32 protein-coding genes are annotated in these 24,526 nt (G+C 41.6%); all 32 read left to right on the top strand.

Annotated features, from left to right (window positions below; all coding sequences use genetic code 11):
* The 32 genes from MKX65_RS22655 (at position 1) to MKX65_RS22500 (ending at position 24,425) form a co-directional block, all read left to right on the top strand.
* Positions 1-180 carry a hypothetical protein gene (locus MKX65_RS22655; protein WP_340905761.1) on the top strand — a complete coding sequence of 60 codons (180 nt, stop codon included), beginning with the start codon at positions 1-3 and terminating at the stop codon, positions 178-180.
* Positions 164-2,569: a virulence-associated E family protein gene (locus MKX65_RS22650; protein WP_340905758.1), complete on the top strand. Its 2,406-nt coding sequence runs from the start codon at positions 164-166 to the stop codon at positions 2,567-2,569. Before MKX65_RS22655 ends, MKX65_RS22650 begins: the two co-directional genes overlap by 17 nt.
* Before the next feature lie 252 nt (positions 2,570-2,821).
* Entirely contained in the window at positions 2,822-3,100 is a 279-nt protein-coding gene (locus MKX65_RS22645; RefSeq protein ID WP_340905757.1) for a VRR-NUC domain-containing protein, read from the top strand.
* Positions 3,097-4,476 carry a DEAD/DEAH box helicase gene (locus MKX65_RS22640; RefSeq protein WP_340905756.1) on the top strand — a complete coding sequence of 460 codons (1,380 nt, stop codon included), beginning with the start codon at positions 3,097-3,099 and terminating at the stop codon, positions 4,474-4,476. Before MKX65_RS22645 ends, MKX65_RS22640 begins: the two co-directional genes overlap by 4 nt.
* A 20-nt stretch (positions 4,477-4,496) precedes the next feature.
* Positions 4,497-4,928, top strand: a complete 432-nt coding sequence (locus tag MKX65_RS22635; protein WP_340905755.1) for a DUF1492 domain-containing protein — start codon at positions 4,497-4,499, stop codon at positions 4,926-4,928.
* Between the two features lie 200 nt (positions 4,929-5,128).
* A complete protein-coding gene (locus MKX65_RS22630) occupies positions 5,129-5,482 on the top strand; it encodes an HNH endonuclease (RefSeq protein WP_340905754.1) in 354 nt (117 codons plus the stop codon).
* A 347-nt stretch (positions 5,483-5,829) separates the two neighbouring features.
* Positions 5,830-6,267 (top strand): helix-turn-helix domain-containing protein, encoded by a 438-nt coding sequence (locus MKX65_RS22625; protein ID WP_136378654.1) that lies wholly within the window; start codon positions 5,830-5,832, stop codon positions 6,265-6,267.
* Positions 6,257-7,501 carry a site-specific DNA-methyltransferase gene (locus MKX65_RS22620; protein ID WP_340905752.1) on the top strand — a complete coding sequence of 415 codons (1,245 nt, stop codon included), beginning with the start codon at positions 6,257-6,259 and terminating at the stop codon, positions 7,499-7,501. The genes MKX65_RS22625 and MKX65_RS22620 overlap by 11 nt, the downstream gene beginning before the upstream one ends.
* A 71-nt stretch (positions 7,502-7,572) precedes the next feature.
* Positions 7,573-7,770 carry a hypothetical protein gene (locus tag MKX65_RS22615; protein ID WP_340905750.1) on the top strand — a complete coding sequence of 66 codons (198 nt, stop codon included), beginning with the start codon at positions 7,573-7,575 and terminating at the stop codon, positions 7,768-7,770.
* Positions 7,771-7,777: 7 nt separating this feature from the next.
* Positions 7,778-8,092: a DUF6329 domain-containing protein gene (locus MKX65_RS22610; protein WP_340905749.1), complete on the top strand. Its 315-nt coding sequence runs from the start codon at positions 7,778-7,780 to the stop codon at positions 8,090-8,092.
* A gap of 125 nt (positions 8,093-8,217) precedes the next feature.
* The gene (locus tag MKX65_RS22605) at positions 8,218-8,970 is read left to right on the top strand and encodes a hypothetical protein (RefSeq protein ID WP_340905748.1); all 753 of its coding nucleotides are present in this window, start codon (positions 8,218-8,220) and stop codon (positions 8,968-8,970) included.
* Complete coding sequence (locus MKX65_RS22600) at positions 8,963-9,202, top strand: hypothetical protein (RefSeq protein WP_340905747.1); 240 nt, start codon at positions 8,963-8,965, stop codon at positions 9,200-9,202. Before MKX65_RS22605 ends, MKX65_RS22600 begins: the two co-directional genes overlap by 8 nt.
* Complete coding sequence (locus MKX65_RS22595) at positions 9,195-9,407, top strand: hypothetical protein (protein WP_340905746.1); 213 nt, start codon at positions 9,195-9,197, stop codon at positions 9,405-9,407. Before MKX65_RS22600 ends, MKX65_RS22595 begins: the two co-directional genes overlap by 8 nt.
* A gap of 62 nt (positions 9,408-9,469) precedes the next feature.
* Positions 9,470-9,685 (top strand): hypothetical protein, encoded by a 216-nt coding sequence (locus tag MKX65_RS22590; RefSeq protein WP_340905745.1) that lies wholly within the window; start codon positions 9,470-9,472, stop codon positions 9,683-9,685.
* Positions 9,686-9,758: 73 nt separating this feature from the next.
* Positions 9,759-10,232, top strand: a complete 474-nt coding sequence (locus MKX65_RS22585; protein ID WP_340905744.1) for a phage terminase small subunit P27 family — start codon at positions 9,759-9,761, stop codon at positions 10,230-10,232.
* Between the two features lie 2 nt (positions 10,233-10,234).
* A complete protein-coding gene (locus MKX65_RS22580) occupies positions 10,235-11,779 on the top strand; it encodes a terminase large subunit (protein ID WP_340905743.1) in 1,545 nt (514 codons plus the stop codon).
* A 26-nt stretch (positions 11,780-11,805) separates the two neighbouring features.
* Positions 11,806-13,029 carry a phage portal protein gene (locus MKX65_RS22575; RefSeq protein ID WP_340905742.1) on the top strand — a complete coding sequence of 408 codons (1,224 nt, stop codon included), beginning with the start codon at positions 11,806-11,808 and terminating at the stop codon, positions 13,027-13,029.
* A gap of 3 nt (positions 13,030-13,032) precedes the next feature.
* Positions 13,033-13,719, top strand: a complete 687-nt coding sequence (locus tag MKX65_RS22570; protein ID WP_340905741.1) for a head maturation protease, ClpP-related — start codon at positions 13,033-13,035, stop codon at positions 13,717-13,719.
* A 13-nt stretch (positions 13,720-13,732) separates the two neighbouring features.
* The gene (locus tag MKX65_RS22565; RefSeq protein ID WP_340905740.1) at positions 13,733-14,926 is read left to right on the top strand and encodes a phage major capsid protein; all 1,194 of its coding nucleotides are present in this window, start codon (positions 13,733-13,735) and stop codon (positions 14,924-14,926) included.
* A gap of 9 nt (positions 14,927-14,935) precedes the next feature.
* The gene (locus MKX65_RS22560; RefSeq protein ID WP_340905737.1) at positions 14,936-15,151 is read left to right on the top strand and encodes a head fiber protein; all 216 of its coding nucleotides are present in this window, start codon (positions 14,936-14,938) and stop codon (positions 15,149-15,151) included.
* Between the two features lie 13 nt (positions 15,152-15,164).
* Positions 15,165-15,476 (top strand): head-tail connector protein, encoded by a 312-nt coding sequence (locus tag MKX65_RS22555; protein WP_340905736.1) that lies wholly within the window; start codon positions 15,165-15,167, stop codon positions 15,474-15,476.
* On the top strand, positions 15,473-15,808 hold the full coding sequence (locus MKX65_RS22550; protein WP_340905735.1) for a head-tail adaptor protein: 336 nt from the start codon (positions 15,473-15,475) through the stop codon (positions 15,806-15,808). The genes MKX65_RS22555 and MKX65_RS22550 overlap by 4 nt, the downstream gene beginning before the upstream one ends.
* A gap of 4 nt (positions 15,809-15,812) precedes the next feature.
* Positions 15,813-16,247 (top strand): HK97 gp10 family phage protein, encoded by a 435-nt coding sequence (locus MKX65_RS22545; RefSeq protein WP_340905734.1) that lies wholly within the window; start codon positions 15,813-15,815, stop codon positions 16,245-16,247.
* A complete protein-coding gene (locus tag MKX65_RS22540) occupies positions 16,244-16,588 on the top strand; it encodes a hypothetical protein (RefSeq protein ID WP_340905733.1) in 345 nt (114 codons plus the stop codon). Before MKX65_RS22545 ends, MKX65_RS22540 begins: the two co-directional genes overlap by 4 nt.
* Positions 16,589-17,470 (top strand): major tail protein, encoded by an 882-nt coding sequence (locus MKX65_RS22535; protein WP_445677935.1) that lies wholly within the window; start codon positions 16,589-16,591, stop codon positions 17,468-17,470.
* Positions 17,471-17,484: 14 nt separating this feature from the next.
* Positions 17,485-17,895, top strand: coding sequence for a hypothetical protein (locus tag MKX65_RS22530; protein WP_340905732.1), 411 nt, complete (start codon positions 17,485-17,487; stop codon positions 17,893-17,895).
* Positions 17,896-17,906: 11 nt separating this feature from the next.
* A complete protein-coding gene (locus tag MKX65_RS22525) occupies positions 17,907-18,083 on the top strand; it encodes a hypothetical protein (RefSeq protein ID WP_340905731.1) in 177 nt (58 codons plus the stop codon).
* 34 nt (positions 18,084-18,117) lie between these two features.
* Positions 18,118-20,718 carry a phage tail tape measure protein gene (locus MKX65_RS22520; protein ID WP_340905730.1) on the top strand — a complete coding sequence of 867 codons (2,601 nt, stop codon included), beginning with the start codon at positions 18,118-18,120 and terminating at the stop codon, positions 20,716-20,718.
* Between the two features lie 15 nt (positions 20,719-20,733).
* Positions 20,734-21,888: a hypothetical protein gene (locus tag MKX65_RS22515; RefSeq protein WP_340905728.1), complete on the top strand. Its 1,155-nt coding sequence runs from the start codon at positions 20,734-20,736 to the stop codon at positions 21,886-21,888.
* Positions 21,889-21,891: 3 nt separating this feature from the next.
* On the top strand, positions 21,892-22,950 hold the full coding sequence (locus MKX65_RS22510) for a hypothetical protein (RefSeq protein WP_340905727.1): 1,059 nt from the start codon (positions 21,892-21,894) through the stop codon (positions 22,948-22,950).
* An 88-nt stretch (positions 22,951-23,038) separates the two neighbouring features.
* On the top strand, positions 23,039-23,467 hold the full coding sequence (locus MKX65_RS22505; RefSeq protein WP_340905726.1) for a phage holin family protein: 429 nt from the start codon (positions 23,039-23,041) through the stop codon (positions 23,465-23,467).
* Entirely contained in the window at positions 23,451-24,425 is a 975-nt protein-coding gene (locus MKX65_RS22500) for an N-acetylmuramoyl-L-alanine amidase (protein ID WP_340905725.1), read from the top strand. Before MKX65_RS22505 ends, MKX65_RS22500 begins: the two co-directional genes overlap by 17 nt.
* Positions 24,426-24,526: the final 101 nt, after the last annotated feature.

The raw sequence follows: 24,526 nt of genomic DNA, 5'->3' as shown, positions 1-24,526 counted from the left end.
ATGGCAGATAAGGACACAGTAAGATTCTTAATGGATTTAAAAATGTGCAAGGGTGTGTTACCCAAACAAACGATGAAAACATTGAAAGGCCAGGCTCTTTCCGGTGATTTGGAAGGAGCCAAAAAAGGACTAGGTACTGTGTTACGAAGGAGGGCTGGTAGATGTGAAAGAGCTCAGTGAAAGAAGAGGCAATAGTTTAAAACACGATGCAAATCTTACAATTGCAACCGGAAGAAATCGAAAAGAACTGAACTGGAAAAATCGGGAGATGCTTTGGTCTGAGGTGGTTCAGAAGCTAAGTAGCACGATTCGAACCCATGAAACGTATGAGGAATATAAAAAGCTTTCCAAATCAAAGCAAGATGAGATTAAAGACGTTGGTGGATTTGTCGGTGGCACCTTAAAAGGTGGCCGAAGAAAACAGGACAGTGTGGTTTGGCGGCAGATTGTTTCCCTCGATGCTGACTTTGTGAAAGGGGACTTATGGGCATCTGTTGAGACCATGTTTGGCTACGGGTGCGCTATGTACTCTACTCATAAACACCATCTGAAGAATCCAAGGTTAAGGTTGGTCATTCCTTTATCAAGGCCAGTTACCGCCGATGAATATGTACCGATTGCAAGAAGGATTGCCGCTGACTTAGGAATTGACTTTTTTGATGATACCACCTATCAAGTGCACCGGCTGATGTATTGGCCATCAACATCATCTGATGGAGAGTTTGTTTTTAAAGTACTGGATGAGCCTTGGATTGATCCAGATGATGTGTTGGCGAGATATCTAGATTGGAGAGATTCTTCCTATTGGCCGGAAAGTTCTAGAACGGTTCATGAGAGAAAGAAGCTCGCTGATAAGCAAGGTGATCCGAAAGCTAAAGAAGGTGTCGTCGGTGCCTTTTGCCGAACGTACTCTGTCATAGATGTGATTGAGAAATACTTAAATGATATTTATATCCCCTGCGAAGATCCAAACCGTTACACTTATTCAGCTGGTTCTACAGCGGGTGGGTTGGTGATATACGAAAATGGTGACTTTGCCTACTCTCACCATTCTACTGACCCTATTGGTGGAAGGCTTTGTAACGCATTTGATTTAGTTCGAATGCATTTATTTGGTGAGCTTGATGAAACGGTGAAAGAAGGAACTCCTATTAATCGCTTGCCTTCCTATAAAGCCATGTTAGAGGAAGCTTTAAAGGACAAGCAGGTCAAACTGACACTCGGTAAAGAACAGTTAAGCTTTGCTGCTGATGATTTTGAAGATGAAGACATGGAATGGCTAACGGAGTTAACTAGGGATCAAAAAGGGAACATCGTCTCCAGTGCACCGAATGTCATCCTCATTCTTGAAAATGACCCAGCTTTAAAAGACCGAATCTCATTGAATGACTTTGTCCACCGGGTGGTCATAAAAGATGATTTGCCTTGGCGGGGTGTCGAACGGGGTGAATATTGGTCCGATAGCGATGATGCCAGTTTACGAAATTACCTTTACTCTATTTACGGCATTAAAGGAGCGGGGGTTATTGCTGACGCTTGGAGTGAAGTGGCGGTGAAGTATGCCTTTCACCCAATTAAAAATTATTTAAACGGTCTTGTTTGGGATGGCCAGGAGCGGATTGAAACCTTATTGGTAGATTATCTTGGTGCTGATGATAATGAGTGCGTCCGAACATTTACTCGAAAAATTATGCTTGCAGCAGTGACAAGGATTTATAGACCTGGTGCCAAGTTTGATTACTGTGTGGTACTTGTTGGCCCTCAAGGTGTGGGGAAAAGTTACATTATTAAGCTAATAGGAAAAGAATGGCACTCGGATTCCTTGATTACTGTGAAGGGCAAAGAAGCCTATGAACAGCTTCAGGGTGCATGGATTTTAGAAATGGCCGAGCTGACGGCAACGAAGAAAGCAGATACGGAAGCGGTAAAGCATTTTATTTCTAAATCCGAGGACACCTTTCGAGTCGCTTATGGCAGACACAATGAAACGTTTAAGCGGCAGTGCGTGTTTTTCGGAACGACCAATGATTATGATTTTTTAAACGATCCTACCGGGAACCGCCGCTTTTTACCCATAACGGTTAATGGTGGCGGAAGGAAAAACATGTGGGGTGATTTGACGGAAGAGGAAGTTGACCAGATTTGGGCGGAGGCAAAGGTGCTGTATGAAAAGGGAGAGAGCCTTTCTTTAAGTAAGGATATTGAAGAAAAGGCTTATGAACTTCAGGCTGCTCATACTCAGGAAAATCCGATTGCGGAAAGCATTAGAAAGTATTTAGAAACTGCGGTTCCGTTGAATTGGTATGAACTAGATATTGGTACTAGGAGAACCTATTTGCATATGGATCAGGGTGAAAGTCAACCAGAAAAAACAATGAAGTTAAATAAGGTGTGTGCTCAAATGGTGTGGGAAGAGCTATTTCAAAAAGATATATCCATTATGACCAGATATGATGCCAAAGAAATTAATATGATTATTCAGCATACACCAGGCTGGAAAAGAGTAAGCTCTATTCGTTTTGATAATAATTATGGAACACAAAGAGGATTTAGAAGAGAGGATTTGTAAACAGGTAAACTTTGAAATCATTTTAATGTTTACAACAAACTCCTTATATCCTCTATCTATATACTTTGTAAACATGATAAACAACTATATCTATATAAGAAGAAATAGAGAATTACATATATAACCTATACACCCTAATAGCCATATATGTATAGATTAACTATTTTTATGTTTACTTGTTTACGAGAAGGTTGAAAGCCTTATGGATACTAAGTTTTGAATGTAAACATTTATTTTAGGGGTGACGGACAGATGAATGAAGTGAGTATCGAAAAAAGGCTAAAAAAGAAAGTGAACGAAAATGGCGGGTTAGCATTAAAACTTGTGTCGCCCGGTTTTGCAGGTGTGCCTGATCGGTTGGTGCTCTTTCCTGGTTCAAAGATTGCTTTTGTGGAATTAAAGGCACCAGCTAAAAAGCTACGGGCCTTGCAGCAAAAACGAAAAAAGCAGCTGGTAGGCTTAGGGTTTAAAGTTTTTAAGATTGATAGCTACGAGGCGGTCGATCGAATGCTAGAGGAGATGGTCCTTTGAAATATAAACCGTATAATTATCAGTCTTATGCCACCCAATGGATTATCGATAAAAAGAAATCAGCTCTTTTCCTTGAGATGGGAATGGGAAAATCAGTGTCAACACTGACTGCGATTTTGGAGCTGGTGTATGACTACTTTGATGTGGCGAAGGTTCTAGTCATTGCGCCGCTTCGAGTAGCCAGTACAACTTGGGAGGAAGAAGTGGAGAAATGGGATCACTTGAAGGACCTCCGAATTTCAAAAGTACTTGGCAGTGAAAAACAAAGAGTAGCTGCTTTATATAAAAAAGCTGACATCTACATCATCAATCGAGAGAATGTCACTTGGCTCGTGAATTGGTTTGATGCCGATTGGCCATTTGACATGGTGGTCATTGATGAATTATCCAGCTTTAAATCTTCAAAAGCCCAACGGTTCAAATCGTTAAAAAAGGTGAGGCCTTTTATTAAACGATTGGTTGGATTAACAGGAACTCCGGCACCAAACGGGTTGATTGATTTGTGGCCACAGATTTATTTACTCGACGGTGGAGAGCGATTGGGTAAGACAGTCACTGGTTATCGGGAAAAATACTTCCTTCCAGATAAGCGAAATCAAATGATGGTCTACACTTGGAAGTTAAAAGATGGAGCGGAAGATACCATTTATGAAAAGCTATCCGATATTTGTGTGAGCATGAAAGCCAAGGATTATCTCGAGTTGCCTGAACGAATGGACAATGTAATACCCGTTGAATTGCCGAAAAAGGCGAAAGAGCAGTATGACCGATTAGAAAAAGAATTGATTTTATCGATTGAAGAAGCCGATGTCTTAGCTGGATCCGCAGCAGTACTGGCGAATAAGTTATTACAAGTAGCTAACGGTGCTGTTTACGATGAAGATGGAGATGTGAAGCATATTCATGATGAAAAGCTAAAAGCTTTGGATGAATTGATGGAAGCAGCAAGTGGGAAACCAATGCTTGTGTTTTATGGTTACCAACATGATAAAGACAGGCTTTTAAAACACTTAAAGAAACTAAAGCCGAGGATCCTTCAAACAGATCAAGATATCAAGGATTGGAATCAAGGGAAGGTTCAAGTTTTGTTAGCCCACCCAGCATCTGCTGGTCATGGGCTTAACCTTCAAACGGGTGGAAATATCATCATCTGGTTTGGGCTCACTTGGAGTCTTGAACTTTACCAACAAGCAAATGCAAGATTATGGCGGCAAGGTCAAAAACAATCGGTCGTGATTCACCACATCATTGCCAAAGACACCATTGATGAACGAGTGATGAAAGCACTGGAAGATAAAGACATAAGCCAAGCGGCATTAATGGAAGCGGTCAAAGCAAGAATGAATCAATATAAAGAGGGTTTACCTCATGGATAGAATGACAGGAGGAATTGCCGGTGAACGCAAAAGAATATTTATCCCAGGCTCTTCAGCTGGATCAAAGAATAAACAGTAAACTTGTACAAGTGTCGATGTTACGAGAACTTGCTTTAAAAACAACATCCGTCCTTCAGGATGATAAAGTACAAAATACAAAACAACAATCACCGATGGAGAGTGCTCTCGTTAAGTTAATGTGCCTTGAAGAGGAAATCAATGACGACATTGATCAATTGATTGATTTAAAACGTGAGTTGGCAACCTTTGTATCTGAAATTGAGAATCAATCGTACCGATTACTTCTTGAGCTTCGTTATCTTAGTGGTAGCACTTGGGAAGAAGTCGCTGCTATCATGGGGTATGATGTACGGTGGGTCTATCGGTTGCATCGAAAGGCATTGAAAGAAGCAACGGAACGATTAGAAAGTAGCCCGGTGGAATGCATATGAAAAAGAAGATTATTCACAACACCCTTGAAGGATCAAGTTCCTTTAAGGGTTTTTGTTTGGAATTAAAAACACGCCATGAAAAGCCATTATAAGCCACCCTCTTCCTGTGATAGAGTATAAGCTATAGAAATAGAATGATACAGCCCTTGAAGGACTTACCTTCGGGGCTTTTTTAATAGGATTAAACGGAGTTGAGAGCAATGCCAAAGAAACCAAAGAAGCCGTGCAAACACAACGGTTGTCCTTTGTTAACGGATGACAAGTACTGTGAGTTTCATGCAAAGCTTCATGTAGATGATAGAGCGAACGCAAGCGAGCGTGGTTATGATAGCCGTTGGAGGAAGGCAAGCAAACGGTTCTTGAACGCCCATCCTCTTTGCAAACACTGTGAACAGAAAGGAAAGATGACTCAAGCGACGGTTGTTGACCACATCAAACCTCACCGAGGAGACCAGAGACTGTTCTGGGATGAAAGCAACTGGCAACCTTTGTGTAAGAGATGTCACGATCGTAAGACAAGAACAGAAGATCAGTATCCAGTTTACTCTTTTTAAGAGACCCATAGGGGAGGTCAAATCTCTACAACCATTTATATGGCGACCGCGCGCCCCCTTCACGTGAATTTTCGCGGAATTAAACAAGGGGGGTTACTCTTGAAGGACTGAATATGAGCTTCGCCTCAATGGTGGTAAGGGTTTGGAGTGCTTTTCATTTTGCGAAAAGGTACGATTGAGGAAATGATAAAAATGGCGTTCGTCCCTTGGCGGGACTGGGTTTTAACAGTTTTAATCGATAAACAAAAAATACGAACGAAACGCATGTTTTGGCTTGTTGAATAGCTGAATTATGCGTTTTTTTATTGTCTTTTCAAATACTGTTTACGCAGAAAGGAGTGGGAGCGGTGACTGAAGGCGAAAAACAACAAATCTATGCACTAAGGCTCAAAGGTGTTGGTTATAAAGCGATTGCTGCAGTGTTGGGGAAATCCCGTGATACTGTGCGTATTTTTTGTAAGCATAATGGCCTTGATGGCGACGCAAAAGTTGTTTCATTAAATGTGAAAGAACAAATGAAAAACCATGTGCTCTGCTCCTCCTGCGGTAAACTGCTTAAGCAAAAGGGTCGAGGAAGAGTTCGGAAGTTTTGTTCAGATGAATGCCGCCGTAAATGGTGGAATGAAAATCCTCAGGCACGAAAGAAAAGGGAAACCGCTACTTATAACTATACGTGTCCACAATGCGGGGGAAGTTTTAGTTGCTACGGAAATAAGAAGCGGAAGTTCTGCAGCCATGATTGTTATATCAAATATAGATTTTGGAGTGAAGAAGATGGAATTTAAAAAGCTGCCCATTGATGATTTGATTCCTGCTAGTTATAACCCTAGGAAGAAACTGAAACCGGGCGACAGTGAATTTGAAAAGATTAAAAACAGCATCGAGCAGTTTGGCTATGTAGAGCCTGTTATCGTCAATCAGGATATGACGGTGATTGGAGGACATCAACGAATTACCGTTTTAAAGACATTAGGTTTTACGGAAATAGACTGTGTGGTCATCGATGTTGATAAGACGAAAGAGAAGGCTCTAAACATCGCTTTAAATAAAATCAGCGGTGAGTGGAATAAAGAGCTGTTAGCTGACCTGATTCAGGATTTACAATCATTGGATTATGATGTTGCCTTTACGGGTTTTGACCCACCAGAAATTGATCAGCTGTTTAACGAGGTTCATGATAAAGACATTAAAGAAGATGATTTTGATGTTGAAAAGGAGCTATCTGAACCAGCCATAGCTCAAAAAGGTGATGTGTGGTTACTTGGGAGACATCGTTTAGTGTGTGGAGATAGTACAGACCCGGAAGTTTATGAAGTTCTTATGAATGGTCAGAAGGCAAATCTTGTCGTAACGGACCCTCCGTATAATGTAAATTACTCTTCACAAGCGGGTAGTATCCAGAACGATAATATGAAAGATGAAGAGTTTTATAACTTCTTGCTAAAAGCCTATAAGAATATGGCTGCTAGTATGGAAAAGGATGCATCCATCTACGTGTTCCATGCTGACACGGAAGGTTATAACTTCAGGAAGGCATTCAAGGATGCTGGCTTTTACTTATCTGGTGTTTGTATCTGGGCCAAGCAAAGTTTGGTTCTTGGTAGGAGTCCTTACCAGTGGAAGCATGAACCGATTTTATTTGGCTGGAGAAAAGATGGAAAGCACAATTGGTACGCAGATCGAAAGCAGAGCACCATTTGGAATTTTGATAGACCTTCTAAAAATACAATCCACCCAACCATGAAACCAGTTAGTCTATGCGCCTACCCTATTCAGAATAGCAGCATGAGCAATTGCATCGTTTTAGATCCTTTTGGTGGGAGCGGGTCCACTCTTATGGCTTGCGAACAAACCAACCGAATCTGCTATACGATTGAACTGGATGAAAAATATGCAGATGCAATTGTCAAAAGGTATATCGAACATGTGGGGACAGATGCAAATGTGTTCTTAGAAAGGGACGGACAAAAGCTATCGTATTCAGATGTTCCTAAACCTGTATTTGATGAAATATTATAGACGAACAAAGTTGCTATGCTTCAACGTGTATGGCAATATGCTACTACCTTGAAGAGATTGGAGGCAGAGTGATGGAAAGAAATCAAAAACCATCGGTCAAACTTATCGGCGAAGATGGCAATATCTTTTCTATTCTTGGACGAGTCAGCAGGGCTCTAAAAGAAAATGGAAAAGAGGAACAAACAAAAGAATTGAGTGAGCGTGTGATGGCATCTAGCTCCTACGGTGAAGCCCTCCAAATCATCATGGAATACGTTGAGGTGGAGTGATGATGAAATGAAAGCATTGTTTGGAAGGAAAGTTAGCAATCTAGCGGAGCTGAAGGAAATCACTGAAGAAGCCATCAAGCAAGGACAGCGGGGTCAAACATACATCGTAACAAAAGTAGTGGAGTTAGAAGACAGCGATTTTCATAACTTTGCGAACGACTTCTTTAACGACCAGCCTTGGATCACACGAGAAGATGGCGGAGTGAATACGAATAGGGAGGCTCGATGCATTAGAGTCATCAATAAAGAAACTGGTGAAACAGTTTTAGTAAACAGCGAAGGCTATAGTTATTCAAGATACACAGCAATTGAAAACGATTAGAGTGGGGCCTTCTTGGGCCTTTTTCTATTGGTCTATAAATATACGCATTTTGGTCAGGAATGACTTGCTATTACCTGTGTTTAGAGTGATATATGTACTACACCAAAACACAGGAGGTAATGAAAATGGATCGAAAAGAAATGGTCAAAAAGCTAGGAGAATTTTTAGGAGTAAAACCAAAGTATCTCAATGCTCCAACCTTTGCCTACGAAATTGTAACGGAAGAAGAAACCTACACCATTGACAGGCAGGGAACGATTACAACCTCAGCCGAAGAAGTGAAAACTTTTGAAGAGATTATTAACCCGCCAGAGCCTGAAGAAGAAACCAGTGTAGAACAGCCAGCGATTCTTGAATTGGATGGGATTGAGGTAACACTTCCGCTTGAGGGCCACACCGGAAACACATTAAGAAACCTAGTAAACATGCTTTATAGTAAACAGCACCTGATCATGATGGCCTTTGAAACAAACGAGCCGCTGATGGATGAAACCTTTCCAGAAGATTTGAGTGAAAGAGAAACGGGTACCTTTGATGCTTTTAAGAAGGCACATGATGAGCTTGGCCTTGAAAGGATCCCCGGATTGGCTTTCGATTTTGAAAATGAAACATTCACTATCAAACTGGCGGTGCAAAACTTGGATTCAGAAAAGGTGGCGGCCCTTCAAGACCTCGCCGCATTCATCAACCAAAATGCAAAAAAGCAAAAGCGAGCCACTTTCAAACGAGCTCAGGATGACAATCCAAAATATGCCTTTAGGACTTGGTTGATTCGCCTAGGGATGAATGGGCCAGAGTATAAAACCACGAGAAAGGCACTCCTGCAAAACCTTGAGGGAAGCGGGGCCTTTAGGAAGGTGAGTGAACCGAATGAATGAGGAAATCTATCAAGCCATGATTCAAGGACTTAAGGCAACCATCATTGAAAAAGAGGTCGTCCTTGGCGAAGCGGATGCTAAAGAAGGAGTCCTTACTATTCTCGACTTGCTAGAGGATTTGGACCAATTTTGGAACAGTGAAGAGGACTTGGATCCGAACGCTAGCGTCCTTGAAACATTCATTGAGGAAACAAGGAAGAAGTACAGTTCTGAGGTGAAGCAAGATGGATAAGTTTTTCTCACAAACACATTGTGATCGCTGTGGCGGCAGCTTAAAAAGCGGACGGATTATGTCTATGTACAATACCGATTGCATTTGCTTAAGTTGCAAGGATAAGGAATCCAAGCGGGCCGATTATGGTGAGGCGGTCGAAGCTGAACATAAGGAAATTAAGAAGGGCAATTACAATTATAAAGGCATTCAGAGCGATAATTAACTTGATAAACCCTGTGTTTAGAGTGATGTATAGACATACCAAAACACAGGGAGGTTGTTTTAATGACCAGAGATATGGTTCAGATGCTACAAGGGAATGTTGATGCAGTGAGAGGAATGGAACTGCTACTTCAGCAAAAGCGAGAATTGAAAGAAGCGGGATACAAAGAAAATGAGATGTATCTTTTGCCGGGAATGCTAGTCCTACAACTTGAAGATGGGGAAGTACGCTGGATGGTTTTTGAAGGAGAATTCAAGATGGAAATATGGAAGAACTAAAGGAATGAATCAATTGGAGTCTATCAGGAGGTAGGCTCTTTTCTTATGCCAAATTTGAAAGGAGGTGGCGCCTGTGGCTCAACGTGGAAGGAAACCCAAGCCAACTGCACTGAAGGCCTTAGAAGGCAACCCAGGGAAGCGAGATCTGAATCAGAAGGAACCGAAGCCTGAAAAGAAAGCACCAAGATGCCCATCTTGGCTGGAACCAGAAGCCAAAAAAGAGTGGCGAAGAATGGTCAAACAACTAGAGCAATTAGGAATCCTGACTGAAGTAGATATGGCTGCCTTTGCTGGATATTGCCAAGCCTATGCCAGATGGAAAGAAGCTGAAGAGTTTATCACCAAACATGGAACCATTGTCAAAACCCCTTCAGGATATTGGCAACAGGTGCCGCAGGTTTCCATTGCCCAGAGCTATTTAAAAATCATGAATCGGTTCTGTGAGCAGTTCGGATTAACTCCTTCATCGAGAAGTAGAATTGTGGCGGACAAGCCAATTGACGCTGATGATCCGATGGAATTCATGCTCTTTAAAGGTGGTGGCTAAGGTTGTATGACGAGAAAAAAGCCCAACATGCCGTCAACTTTATCAATTGTCTAAAACATACGAAGGGGCAGTGGCGTGGAGTTCCTTTCGATCTTTTGCCTTGGCAGGATGAAATCATCCGAGATATTTTTGGTACGGTTAAGGATAATGGCTATCGGCAATACAACACTGCTTACATTGAAATTCCAAAGAAGAATGGGAAAAGTGAGCTCGCCGCAGCGGTTGCCCTATTAATGACATGTGGTGATGGTGAATGGGGAGCGGAAGTTTATGGATGTGCTTCTGATCGCCAACAGGCATCGATTGTTTTTGATGTTGCCGTTGAAATGGTGGAGCAGTCCCCCGCTTTGAAAAAAAGAATCAAACCTGTTATGTCCATGAAACGATTGGTTTACAAGCCAACGAACAGCTTTTATCAAGTACTATCAGCTGAGGCTTATACGAAGCACGGTCTTAATGTTCATTCCGTTATTTTTGATGAACTACACGCCCAACCTAACCGTGAGTTATTCGATGTTATGACTAAAGGGTCTGGTGATGCACGGTTGCAACCACTCTTTTTCTTGATTACGACTGCAGGAACGGATCGAAATTCGATTTGTTATGAAGTACATCAAAAAGCGATGGACCTTTTGGAAGGAAGAAAGATTGATCCAACATTTTATCCAGTGATTTATGGAATTGAAGATAACGATGATTGGTCTGTTGAAAAGAACTGGTACAAAGCCAATCCATCTCTTGGCCATACCATTGATATAGAGAAAGTAAGAAATGCTTATATAAGTGCAAAGGAAAACCCAGCCGAAGAAAATATCTTCCGGCAGCTGCGGCTAAATCAATGGGTAAAGCAGTCAACCCGCTGGATGCAGATGGAGAAATGGGATGCTTGTGATGATCCTGTTGATTTTGATAGCCTTCGTGGAAGAGAATGTTATGCTGGCCTTGACTTATCAAGTACAACGGATATTACAGCATTTGTGTTGGTTTTCCCACCAAGGACAGAAGATGAGAAATTTATTGTACTTCCTCATTTTTGGATTCCAGATGAAAACCTAAAGTTGAGGGTAAGGCGAGACCATGTTCCTTATGACGTTTGGGAAAAACAAGGTTATATCAAAACGACTGAGGGGAACGTCATTTATTATGGCTTTATTGAAGCTTTTATTGAAGAACTTGGGAAAAAATATAACATAAAAGAAATTGCGTTTGACCGTTGGGGTGCCGTACAAATGGTGCAAAACCTAGAAGGGATGGGTTTTACCGTTATTCCATTTGGACAAGGGTACAAGGATATGTCACCTGCTTCAAAAGAGTTGATGAAAATAACCCTCGAGAAGAGAATCATTCATGGTGGAAATCCAGTATTAAGGTGGATGATGGATAACATTTTTGTTAAAACCGACGATGCTGGGAACATAAAGCCGGATAAATCGAAGAGTACTGAACGAATTGACGGTGCTGTGGCTATGATTATGGCGTTGGACCGGGCTATTCGGAATGAGAATCGAGAGAGTGTTTATGATGGTCGGGGGATTTTAATCTTATAAATTGCTGCCAGCAAGGAGGTGTGTGAATGAAAATACCATTGATATCTAGACTTTTTCAATCAAGAGATGGTCCAAAGAACAGCTTTGTGGGTAGTACCTACAGCTTTTTCTTTGGTGGTACCACAAGTGGAAAAACAGTCAATGAAAGAACAGCAATGCAAACCACTGCAGTTTATGCCTGTGTACGAATTCTAGCAGAAACCATTGCAAGTCTCCCGCTACATCTATACAGATACACTGACAATGGGAAGGAAAAAGCAGTAGAAAACAGTTTATATTACAAGCTCCATGATGAGCCAAATGCCGAGATGACTTCGTTCGTGTTTAGAGAAACACTGATGAGTCATCTTTTATTATGGGGAAATGCCTACGCCCAGATTATCCGGGATGGCAGAGGAAATGTACTATCTCTTTATCCTTTACTTCCAGATAGGATGGCGGTAGATAGAACTTCTACAGGGGAACTTTATTATGAATACCGAAAAGACACGGGTTCGGTCATCCTTCGAAGTGAGGAAGTGCTTCATATTCCTGGGCTTGGCTTTGATGGACTAGTTGGTTATTCACCGATTGCTATGGCTAAAAATGCGATTGGAATGGCCTTGGCAACCGAAGAGTATGGAGCTAGGTTCTTCGCTAATGGTGCCAATCCTGGTGGTGTATTAGAACATCCCGGTGTGGTTAAGGATCCATCGAAAATACGGGAAAGCTGGAATGCAGTTTATCAAGGATCTAACAATGCCCATCGAATTGCTGTCCTTGAAGAAGGGATGAAATTTCAAAGTATCGGTATTCCACCAGAACAAGCACAGTTTTTGGAAACAAGGAAGTTTCAGACTGAAGAAATTTGCCGGATTTTTAGAGTTCCACCTCACCTTGTGGCCAATCTAGATAAAGCGACTTTTAGTAATATTGAACATCAATCGATTAGCTTTATCGACAATACAATCATGCCTTGGGTAACTAGAATTGAACAGTCCATGAAGAAGGCCCTGTTAAGTGAAACAGATAAGAAGGAATACTTTATCAAATTTAATCTGAATGGGCGACTCCGAGGAGATGCAGGTTCAAGAGCGCAATTCTATCAAATCATGCGGCAAAACGGAGTGATGTCTGCGAATGACATCCGAGAACTAGAAGAGATGAACTTAATCCCTGAAGAGCAGGGTGGATCCAAGTACTTAGTGAACGGGAATTTTGTAGATATGTCAAAGGCCGGAGCATGGACAGAAAAGTATGAGGAGGGATAAGCCATGAGAAAGTTTTGGAACTGGGTCAAAAACGAAGATGGCCGGACACTATTTCTTGATGGTGTCATTGCTGAAGAGACATGGTTTGGCGACGAAGTCACACCGAAGCAATTTAAATCTGAACTATTCAATGAGAGCGGGGATATATCCATTTGGATTAATTCTCCTGGGGGTGATGTGTTTGCCGCTAGTCAAATTTATAACATGCTGATGGATTACAAGGGTCATGTCACTGTAAAAATTGATGGGATAGCTGCAAGTGCTGCTTCCGTTATTGCGATGGCGGGTGGAGAAGTGCTAATGTCGCCTGTTTCAATGATGATGATCCATAATCCGATGACGATAGCTTTTGGAGATACAGCTGAAATGAAAAAGGCCATTCAGATGTTGAGTGAGGTAAAGGAAAGCATCATCAATGCCTATGAATTGAAAACGGGTTTACCTAGGACAAAGCTATCAAGCTTAATGGATGCGGAAAGCTGGTTCAATTCCAAAAAGGCAATGGAGCTTGGCTTTGCTAATGGCATCCTTTTTGCAAACGAAAGTGCCCAAGCTTCTCCAGAAGAAGGAATCATCTATAGTCAGATGGCTGTGGTGAATTCATTTTTACACAAGCTGCCGCAAAAGGAAAAGAAAACAGGTACTGATATCAGCATTTTAGACAAGAGATTAGAACTCTTGAAATATTAAGGAGGAGATTTGGATGAGTAAAGTTTTAGAACTACGTGAAAAACGAGCAAAAGCATGGGAAGGTGCGAAAGCCTTTCTTGATTCGAAAAGAGGAGAAAATGGACTACTTTCCGCAGAGGATACTGCAACCTATGAAAAGATGGAGACAGAAGTCGTTAATTTAGGGAAAGAAATTGACCGATTAGAACGACAACAGGCCATTGATTTAGAACTTTCCAAGCCAATCAATCAACCGATTACTTCTAAACCAGCGGGTGTTGAAGGGCAAAAAACAGGACGAGCAACCGATGAATACAGAAATGCATTCTGGAGAGCGATGAGAAACAAAAGCAATTATGATGTACAAAATGCATTAAAGGTTGGAACGGATTCTGAAGGGGGTTACCTAGCTCCGGATGAGTTTGAACGTACCCTTATTGAATCTTTAGAAGAAGAGAACATCTTCCGCTCATTAGCGAAGGTCATCACGACTTCTTCAGGTGATCGGAAAATTCCAGTCGTTGCCTCAAAGGGAACAGCTTCATGGGTGGATGAGGAAGGCTTGATTCCTGAATCAGATGATAGCTTTGGTCAAGTTTCCATTGGGGCTTATAAGCTTGCAACGATGATCAAAGTATCAGAAGAGTTATTGAACGACAGCGTATTCAATTTAGAAGCGTATATTGCAAAAGAATTTGCCAGACGGATTGGTGCTAAGGAAGAAGAAGCGTTCTTTGTAGGAGACGGCACCGGAAAACCGACTGGCATTTTTAATGCAACGGGTGGCGCTGAACTTGGGGTCACTGGTACCTCTACAACCGCCATTTCAGTTGATGAGATTATGGATTTATTTTATTCATTAAAATCCCCTTATCGTAAAAAGGCTATCTTTATTATGAATGATGCGACAGTCAAACTGATTCGAAAATTGAAAGATGGAAATGGCCAGTACCTATGGCAACCATCCATTCAAGCGGGACAACCTGATACGATTTTAAATCGACCAGTGAAAACTTCCGCCTACGTACCAACGGTTGAAGCGGGAGCCAAGACCGTTGCATTTGGTGATTTCGGATACTATTGGGTAGCGGATCGCCAAGGTCGTTCCTTCCAGCGGTTAAATGAACTGTATGCCGCAACGGGCCAAGTTGGATTTAAAGCCACACAGCGGGTTGACGGGAAACTAATCCTCCCTGAAGCAATCAAAGTGCTGCAACAGAAAGGGTAGGTGATAGCCATGAGTAATGTAAAAAATTATACGGAACAAGGCGGCGAGAGAACAGTTATCGGTGGGACTTTGGAAATTGCTTCTGATGGGAAACTTCTATTCGATGGAGCTCAATTACAACCTGCGGTAAATCAAAAGGATTCTACTGCGACTGATGTTGCTGGTCTTGTTGCCGATTTTAATGCTCTTTTAGCCAAACTAAAAGCGGCTGGTTTGATGAAATAAGGGGGATTCAGTGATGGAGGATTTATTGCCAAAGGTAAAACAAAACCTAATCCTAAACCATGATGAAGATGACACCCTGCTTTCCAGCTTTATCACTGCCGCTGTTTCCTATGCAGAGAGTTATCAAAAGAAACCAGATGGTTTTTATAAAGAAAACCCAATGCACCCAACCACTGAACAGGCTGTCATTATGCTATCATCCCACTTTTTTGAGAGTCGGGATGGTAGCACTGGTGGCTTTTTTGCTGACAATGTGGAAGCGAGTAAACAAGTGTGGAATGTGGTTAATATGCTTCTCCGTCTAAATAAGGACGTGATCATATGAGTATTGGAAAAATGAATAGTTTTATAGAGATACATGAAGAAGTATCAATTAGGGATGAGGAAGGGTTTGTCTCGAAACAGGAGCTCCTCGTCACATCCATGAGGGCCTACAAGGAAAATCAGCATGGAAGTGAAGCATGGAAAAACAGGGCTAGCTTTAGTGAGGCTAGTTCTCTTTTTCGTTTTAGAAAACCTCGTGGCATAGAAATTACAACAGATTTGATTATTGTTTGTAAAGACCAACGTTACAACATTTTAAGTGTGGAGGATATCAAAGAGCGTGGGATGTATATGGAAGTGCTAGCACAAAGAATTGCAGGTTCGAAGGGGTGATTGGATGGCAAGAGCAGCGGTGAAAATGCCTGATGAATTTTTAGAAAAAATCTCAAAGCTCAATCGTCACTTTGATGAAATTGTTCCAAGAGTGCTAGAAAAAGGATCCAAGCCTGTTATTCAAAAAGCAAAAAACAATCTAGCAGCGAGAATTGGTCAAGGAACTAAGGAGCCATCTCAATCCACCGGGGAATTGTTAGCCTCACTTGAAACGACAAAACCTGTTCAAGATGCAAAAGGAGACTGGAATCTTCGTGTTGGTGTACCTACAACGAAAGATAGCAAAGGTGTTTCCAATGCTTTGAAAGCAGCCGTTATCGAATACGGAAAATCCGGTCAACCACCGAAACCATGGTTAAAACCAACCAAATCGGCTACGAGGAAAGCCTGTATAAGTGCCATGGAACAAGCATTGGATAGGGAGATTGAAAGATTATGAGTTTGTTAAAGGATTTAGTGGAGCTACTTGAGCCCATTGGAGTTCCAATTGAAACAGGCTTTTTTTCTAAAAAGCCACCTGAAGAGTATATCGTCATTACCCCAATGTCGGACAGGTTGGATTTTTATGCAGACAACAAGGCCCAATCCGTTATCGAAGAAGCAAGGCTTTCTCTTTTTACTAAAAAGAATTACCAGGCATTAAAAAAGCAATTAACAAAGGCTCTTTTAGTTGGAGAGATAACAATAACCGACCGGCAATATATCGGATTTGAAGATGATACTAAATATCATCACTATGCGATTGATGTACTAAAAGAATATGAAATGGAGGAAGGGTAAATGGCAACTATAGGATTGGATCGTTTGTATTACGCCAATATCACAGAGGACGAAAATGGCACCGAAACCTATGGAACACCGAAAATCCTCGCCAAAGCGATGACCGCCGAGCTAAGTGTGGAACTAATTGAAGCAATTCTTTATGCGGATGATGGAGCATCTGAAGTGGTAAAAGAATTTAAGAGCGGGACGTTAACACTTGGTATCGATGATATCGGTGCATTAGTAGCCCAGGATTTAACAGGAAGTAAAATCGACAGCAACAATGTCGTGGTTTCAAGAAGTGAAGATGGTGGGAATCCTGTGGCGATTGGGTTTCGTGCCAAGAAATCAAATGGAAAATACCGTTACTTTTGGCTTTATCGGGTTATTTTTAGCATTCCCACGACCAACCTTGCGACAAAAGGGGATTCGATTACGTTTAGCAGTCCCACCATAGAAGGAACGGTGTTTAGACGAAATAAGCTGGATGGTGAAAATAAACATCCATGGAAGGCAGAAGTGACGGAAAGTGACAATGGTGTTTCCTTAGAGACCATCAATAATTGGTTCAAAACTGTCTATGAGCCTGATTTTACACCCGTCACACCCATGATTACAATTCTTACGCAGCCAGCTGAATTGACGGATGTGGTAGAGGGTAGCATTTCTGGTAGTCTATCAGTGGTTGCAAGCACAAATACGATTCATCCTGTTACTTATCAGTGGTATGAAAATACGGTGGAAAGTACAACTGGTGGAACAACTATTAATGGGGAAACATCAGCAAGCTTTAACATTCCAAAGGATCTGACAGCGGGAACTTACTACTATTACTGTGTGCTGAATTCAACTGGTGCAAGTGCCGTTAAGTCGAATGTTGCGACAGTAAATGTTACATAGGGGGATGATGGAAAATGGGAAATGAAGCGATAGATATTGATTTTGCCGCTGAAGAAAGAAGTGCGGTCATTGAAGTTGGTGGATTGGAATACAAATTGATTCTAACCACAAAGGCAACAAAGGAAATCGCCAAACGCTATGGCGGTCTTGAAAATCTCGGAACAAAACTGATGAATACGAAAGATTTTGAAATGGCTTTAGATGAAATCGTTTGGCTCATCACGTTGTTAGCGAATCAGTCGATCCTAATTCATAATTTACGAAATAAAGATTTGAAGAAAGACCTGCTAAAAGAGGAAGAAGTTGAATTGTTGACTACTCCTTTTGAGCTGGCAGAGTACAAAAACGCAATTATGGCCAGTATGTTGAAAGGTACAAAACGGCATATACAGAGTGAACCATCAAAAAACGTGGAGGTCGGGTAAGTGATGATGAATTGTTTATCCGACTTCTTTATTATGGAACAGCTCAGCTAGATCGAAGAGAAGAAGAAGTGTGGCTGATGCCGATGGGTTATTTAATGGATTTATGGGAATGTCATAAACAGTTTACTGGCATTGCTAAACCAAAGCAGGAGCTTTTTATTGATGATGTGATTCCAGTGGGGATTTAGGTAGGGATACTTTGCGAAGAAGGGAGGTGGAGTCGTGGCTGATAATTTTGGCCTCCGCATTGGTGTTGAGGGAGAAAAAGACTTTAAAAATGCTTTGAGGGATATCAATCAAAATTTCAAAGTATTAGCCAGTGAAATGAAACTTGTAACCTCGCAGTTTGACCGACAAGACAGATCCATTGAAGCTCTTACAGCAAGAAATGGAACGCTCACCAAGTCAGTAGATGCCCAAAAAGACAAAATCAGCACGTTAGAAGCCGCATTAAGAAATGCTGCAGATTCATTTGGAGAGACAGACAAACGAACCCAAAACTGGCAAATTCAGCTGAATAACGCAAAGTCTGAACTGATGAAGATGGAGCGGGAACTTGAGAATAACAATCAAGCCATACAAGAGTTGAATGAAGGGTTCAATGATGCTGAAGGAGAAGTTGAGGAGTTTGCTGATGAAGTACAGAATGCAGCGGATCAGACTGAAGATGCTTCTGGTCGTTTTGAAAAGTTGGGTGGCGTTTTAAAAGGAATCGGAGCAACGATTGGTGCAGCGGTAGCCGCTATTGGAACCGCTGCGGTTGCTACAGGGGCAAGCCTGATTAAACTTGGTGATGAGTACAACATGGCCGTCAATCAAATTTCTGCTTCAACTGGCGCAACAGGTGCCGAACTAGAAGAGCTGGGAGAAATTGCTCAAAATGTGTACAAACATAATTTCGGTGACAGCTTGGATGATGTGGCAGTAGGAATTTCAGAGGTACAAAAGATAACCGGACTCATGGGTGAAGAGCTAGAAAAAGCCACCGAGTCCGGTTTTGCTTTGAGGAAAACTTTTGACTTCGATATGCAGGAATCGGCAAGGGCAGCCAGTGCTCTTATGAAAAACTTTGGCATCTCTGCAGATGAAGCCTATAACATTATTGCTGTTGGTGCTCAAAACGGTGCCGATAAAAATGGCGATCTATTAGATACCTTGAATGAATACTCCGTACAATATGCTTCACTTGGCCTTAGTGCCGATGAATTTATTGCTAGTTTAGTAGCGGGGGCAGAAAGTGGAGCTTTCAGTATTGATAAGGTTGGGGATGCCGTAAAAGAATTTAACATCCGGGCAAAAGACGGTAGTAAGTCAAGTATGGAGGCTTTCACTGCTCTTGGGCTTAATGCAGAAGAAATGACGAAGCAGTTTGCTCAAGGTGGGGAAACAGCCAATGCCGCCTTTTTTAGTGTCATTCAAAAACTTCAAGAAATTGAAGATCCGCTTCTTAAAAACACAATTGGTGTGCAGTTGTTTGGTACACAGTTTGAAGATTTAGAAGCTAGTATATTACCAGTTCTTGGTGGGATAAAAGATAGTACCATTGCAAGCGGAGACGCACTGGCCCAAATTACAGAGGTCAAATACGATAACCTGACTGATGGCATTGAGGGGGTAAAACGCTCCTTACAAGGCGTATTTTTGCCTGCTGTGAGCGAAGTGTCTGCAGGGATCACTGATTTATTTTCTGGCTTATCGAATGGGATTAATGAAGCAGATGGGGATTTTGAAAAAATTGCAGAGGTGATTGGCGAGACTGTCGCCGGTATTACAGAACTTATCACAGAGCAATTGCCTCAGTTCGTTACGTTAGGACTTCAAATTATTATGTCCTTAGTTGGTGCAATCGTAGAAAACCTCCCAATGATCATTGATTCCGCCATGCAAATCGTGACGACTCTACTCCAAGGGATTATAGAGGCTCTACCTCAAATCACAGAAGGAGCACTTTACCTTGTTCTTAGTTTGGTAGAGGGTATTCTCGCCAACCTCCCTGCCTTAATCGAAGCTGCATTAACTATGGTCGTGACTCTAGCAACTGGGATTGGTGAGGCTTTACCTAACCTTATTCCATCCATAGTATCAGCGATTCTATTAATTGTAGAAACGATCATAAACAATCTCGACATGGTTTTGGAGGCGGCTTTTAAAATTATAGAAGGTTTAGCCGTAGGAATTATCAATGCTCTGCCTAGACTCATAGAAGCATTGCCAGCTATTATTTCATCAATCATTACCTTTATTACCGGGAATATCCCTAAGATTATTGAGTTGGGTATTTCATTGATCATTCAGTTGGCAGCGGGATTAGTCCGAGCTATCCCTCAGCTTGTGGCGCAATTACCGCAGATTATTTCTGCAATCATCGTTGGAATTGGAAAAGCGGCTGTTTCCATCGGTCAAGTGGGAGTGAATATTGTACGTGGGCTTTGGAATGGGATTGCTTCCATGATTGGCTGGATAAAAGATAAGGTTAGCGGTTTTGTCGGTGGCATCGTTAGTAGTGTAAAAGGTGTCCTTGGGATTCGTTCACCTTCACGAGTTTTTGCTGGTATCGGTGAAAACATGGGTGAAGGGATTGGTGTTGGTTTTTCAGATGCCATGAAAGGTGTGGAAAAGGATATGGAAGAAGCCATTCCTACTGACTTTGGCCTTGACCTCAATAGCGAAGTAAGCGCTACTGCAAAAGGGACGGATGGAACCACATTCGATGTCACGATTCCACTTACGATTGACGGCAATGTCCTAACAAGAATTATCGCCCAGCTTCAGTGGAATCGAAATACAGTAACCGTTAGAAACTTAGGAGTTGCAGGTTCGTAAAAGGAGGGCAGATTGGTGATTGACATTTATGCGGGGAATACACTCATTCAATCCATTCGAAAGGTCATGACTGCGAATGTAAGAGAGACACTCGAGGGAGAGTTTACCTTGTCCTTTACTGTGCTAGCCAAGTCTGCTCTTGCTTTAAAAACGAAGCAACTCGCTAAGCTAAATAATCAGTATTTTGAAATTGTACAAATAGCGAAGTCGTTACAAGGTAGCCTTCCAGTCTGTTCTGTCACGTGTGAGCATGTCTCTTACATTTTAAATGACGAGATTTTTAATATAGATGCGTTTGATTTTACGGGAGCTCCTGCGGCTGGATTAAATCAGCTATTATCAGGAACTCCTTTTTCAGCCGGAACAGTAGATTTTACTGAGAGCTGTACAATGAAAATTAATCAGGAAGTATCAAGACGGGCAGCTTTGATGCAGTATATCGCTATCCTTGGTGGCGAAATAGAATACGATGGCTACAAGATTAATATTCGCAAACACCGGGGCAGTAGCGACTATCAACTCGTAATGGGTAGTAAAAACGTCACCAATGTAGCTGTATCCCACGATTCTCGAGAAAATGCTTCTTCATATGATATTTCTTTTTTCAAACTGATGAGTCTAGCAGTAGGGGATAATGTCCATATCGTTTTCAAGCCTCTTGGTATTGATGTCAAAACGAGGATCATCTCTTTAGAATACAATCCTTTTTATCGATATGACATTCGGGTTGAGGTTGGACGCTATAAGCCTAGCATTTCAGATACTTTTTATAGAATTGAAAGTTCCATGAGTAAAGTGGAAAGTTCGCTCACTGATGTTGGAAGTTCAGTTGAAGGGCTTCAATTTAAAATGGACCAGCTCGGAGTATCCTACACCATTGTAAAAAGTCTGTCTGTGGATGCGGGCTTTATTAATGTGACCTATGAAGTGGAAAAGGGAGATACCCATCAATATCACGCAAAATACAACTACACAACGGATAGCAATGGAAGAATTACAAGTATTACGTTAGAGGATATTTTTTCAGAGCTACTGTTGAAAGAGGTATCAACTTTATTGGTGGATACTTCGAGATTTGAAATTACGTATGTCGATGGTGAAAAGGCTAGTTATACCTACACGACCGATAGTAGTGGTCGGATTACTGGAATTAAAAAGGTGGTGGGATAGGGCATGAGTTATCATAGTAATTTTAATAATACACTAGCCATCTGGACTGCTTTTGGAGGCAGGGGTGAACTCATTCTTCCCATCCCCACCTTAAGTTGGCAAAGGAAATATTATAATGATTTTGGCTATACCAAGTATGGAAGTGAAACAAGAATTGATGTTCACGACAATGGGAACGCACAGATTGCCGTGTATCGTGCAAAGACCCCATATATGTCCTATTACAATAAAGCCACTGGAAAATGGACCGTGGTGAATGTTTCTTGGTGGAATAACGGTGCCCCAGAAATTTTATGGGCAGGCGATGGTGTGTTTTTAGCCAAAATTATAGGCTTGGCCAATATTATCGCTTCATTTGATGGCATCACCTGGTATAATGCTGGTTACTGTCAGGGGGCACAGAACTCCATGACCACTGGAGCATATGACAGCAATAGGGGAGCCGGAGTGGTTAGTTGGTGGTATTATAAGTCTCCCGTATATTACAACTTTGCTTCATTAACACAAAGAGTGGCTTGGACTTTGGTAGGTGCTGACGGGACTTCCGTTCCTATTTTTAGCTATATGACAGCACATAAAGGAAGATTTATCGGAATCGTTGGAGGTGATCGGTCGATTGCATCGGCAAGCACTTCAAGCCCTGGTTCTTGGTCTACGACTATTTCAGAGGATTTAAATACATATTATATGTATGTCCGCTCGGTTCACGATAAACTTTTCGTCATGAAATATCGATATGTTAGTGGAATCTTTCATGTGAATTTGTGTGTCATGAACGATAGTGCTACGGAGCTGACGGAAACAAACCTATCGCATGTCGGAAATCTAGCCAATAACAAAATTCCGAATCCACAGAACATCATCTGGATGGAGGATTGGGGGAAATATGCTCTTTTCAATGAAGGCATGCTTTATGTATCGGCTGATGGTCTGACTTGGGAAGGAGTCGAACAACCGGGATTTACAACAACTAATTCGGATACATTCGGTGGAGCTATTTATGTTCCTGGGGATGGGTTTTATGTGAAAGCCAGTGGTTATGTGTATTATGCTCCGTATTAAATAATGAAAATACAGGCGCTTTGTGGCTCTCTTGTCACAGGCGTCTTTTTATATAGATTAAAACGGATTGGAGAGCGAGGGGAGAAACATGGCAATAAAAGAACTTTGGATTGTTTTACAAACGGTAATTGCTGCAGTGGGCGGTTGGTTGGGCTGGTTCCTTGGGGGACTTGATGGATTTTTATATGCTCTTATTATTTTTGTCATTGTAGACTATATTACTGGAATTATGGTGGCCATTATTAATAAAGAGCTTTCCAGTGAAATTGGTGCTCGAGGGATTTTCAAAAAGATCCTTATTTTTATACTTGTCGGGATAGCTCATATCATTGACAGCCGACTGATTGGTGAGGGCAGTGTTATTCGAACAGCCGTCATCTTTTTTTATCTCTCCAATGAGGGCATCAGCATAATGGAAAATGGCTCAAGAATCGGGCTTCCAATTCCACAAAAATTGAAAGATGTCTTAGCACAATTACATGGCAAGGGAGAAGATAAGAATGAAACTAAACGCTAAATATATGACAAGAAACGATTGTTTTACAGTTGGGAAGAAAATCTCACCAAAAGGAATTATGGTTCACTCGACTGCAACTCCTGGTGTGATGGCAGCAGACTGGTTTAGTCGCTGGAATAAGTCGTACAAGTCGGGTGAAACCAATCGTCAAGTTTGTGTTCATGCTTTTGTTGATGATAAAGAAGTATGGCAGTACTTACCTTGGAACCATAGAGGTTGGCATTGCGGTGGTACAGGGAACAATACGCACATAGGTTTTGAAATTTGCGAACCGGGTGGCTTTTCTTATGGTAAAGGCTCAACGATGGTTGGCTACAATGTTGCAAAGAACGAGTCCTATTTTAGAAAGGCTTGGCAGAATGCAGTAGATCTTTGTGTGATGCTTTGCCAGGAATATGAATTAACAGAAGAAGATATTATTTGCCATTCTGAAGGAGCAAAAAAAGGTATTGCAAGCAATCATGGGGATGTGATGCATTGGTTTCCGAAGCATGGGGAAAGCATGAATTCCTTCCGTGCGGCTGTTAAAGTTGCGCTTAATAAAACAGGCGGTAAACCTACTATTAATCAATCAACATCTATTCAGGTGGGAGATGTGGTGGAGGTAAAATCTTCAGCAAGTACTTATTATCCCGGTGGTGCTAGTATCCCAGCTTGGGTCAAAACTGGCTCTTATCATAAAGTGACCCAGATTATTTCGAATGGTAAGCCAGTTGTTAAAGGCGGTAAGAATTGTGTGCTATTAGGTAAAAAGGTCGATAAGAAGACGAATAAGGAATCTGCAGGGATTATGAGTTGGATTGATGTAGGTGCTTTGAATGTTGTTAAATCTAGTAAGCCTCCAGACAATCAAAAACTTTATAGGGTGCAAGTGGGGGCCTTCACCAATAAAGGGAATGCAGAAACATTACTAAAGAAGTTGAAATCTGCCGGATTTACTGATGCATTTTTAAAATAAGGCTATACAAAATAGGGCTGGTATGTGCTGACATATCGGCTCTTTTTTATGGATTTTTATCTACTTATTCTCTTGCTATTTAGCCCCTTCTAAGTGATATA

The sequence above is a fragment of the Robertmurraya sp. FSL R5-0851 genome (genome assembly GCF_038002965.1).
Lineage (GTDB): Bacteria > Bacillota > Bacilli > Bacillales > Cytobacillaceae > Robertmurraya_A > Robertmurraya_A beringensis.
The sequence above is the reverse complement of the archived record's forward strand: the minus strand, read 5'-3'. Positions and strand labels throughout refer to the sequence as shown.